Here is a 1,473-nt window from a genome sequence, read left to right on the forward strand (position 1 = left end):
AGACACGATCTTCGCTTGTTGGATCAAGAACTCATCGTGATTCGTCGCGCCACGGTTTTGGCCTGTCGGGTTGTTGTTTCCGCTGTCTGCAACCGAAGTGAAGTAGTTAAGCACATTAAAGCTTGCAACGCGTAAATCCGACTCTGCGATAGCTGGCGCCGCTTTACGTTCTACATCAAAGCCATCACCCGCTGCCACAAAGCTAGTGTTATTTACATCGTTCGTCGCGATCAGACGGTATTCATTGTAGCTGTAGTTCACTACGCCCTGTAAGCCTTCAACGCGCGAACCTAAGCGAATGTGCTGTTCAGATGAACCGTCTTGATCCAAATCTTGACCAAACTCAGGGTAGTAAGGAATTTCGCCGTTCGGTGCTTTGGCATCAGATTCTAGGAAAACTCGATTCTCTGCATTTTGTTTTGCTAGCGCGACCGCTTCTGCACTGTCTGCTGCGTGAAGCTGAGTTGGCTTAAAGAGCGGAGCTTGGTGCGACAACATCATGTTGTTACGTTTTGAATCGTAATCGTAAGAGAAGTTACGAGTAACAAACAAATCACTGGCTGAGTTCAGCGTCACTTGCATCCCTTCATGGCGCTCTAACGCATCACGCAGAGTTTCGCCTTCTTTGATCACAAGCGGCGTCACCAATGGAATGTCTGACGTGCCAGTTTTTACATAGCTGGTTGCGTCAGAAGAAAGCTGAGTATTGCTGTAGTACTCCTGAACCTTACCTTTCACACAAACTACGTCACCAGGCTTTAGCTCGGTATCTGCGGCGTTCGTATGAATAAATAGACCTTCTGACGTCTTATCGTTGTTATCGTTCTCGATAGCTTGCAGGTAGAAGCCTTTCGTCAAACCGCTAGTAACAGCGCTCACGACACCAGTAACAAAATGCTCTTCTGTCGTAATGTATGGGTAACCATCGATAAATGGCGAAGAAGCACCTTCACCTTGAATGTCTTGAATGGATGTGAACGTTGGCGCGTGTCCATCCACTTCACACACAAATGCTGCAGGTGGCTCAGCTGCATTCAGCTCGCCCAAGCCATCAATGTTGTCTTTTGCTAACGTTGTCCATTGAGAAGATTGGAAAGTCGCAGAAGGCGTCAGTGCGTCACCGTTACGTACCAAAGTGGCGTCTTTGCCAAATGCTACACCACCCATCACGCCGACCATGTCGTGAACTTCACCATCTTTTAGTAGTGCGAGAGGATCGTCACCATTAAAGTTCGCGACGTTTTTATCGGTCTGGTCAGCCACTGCTTTAATCGCATCGCTGGCATCACCATGGGCAAGAACAAACACCTGCTTCGCTTGCAACGTTACTTGGCTCAAATCGATCTTGCTGCCCCAAGTGCCACCACCATTAGATGATTTCGCTAGCTCATAACCTGTTAGCGTGACTGCGGCATCACCGGTATTCGCGATCTCGACCGCTTTATTATACGAGCCACCTTCTACGTACTGGGA

The 1,473-nt window shown here is 48.4% G+C and carries 1 protein-coding gene; it reads right to left on the minus strand.

Annotation, left to right across the window (positions count from 1 at the left end; translation table 11 throughout):
• Window positions 1-1,473: lamin tail domain-containing protein (locus R8269_RS24255; protein WP_318222780.1), on the minus strand; the 1,473-nt coding region annotated here is incomplete at both ends.

Source organism: Vibrio sp. Vb0667 (genome assembly GCF_033391095.1).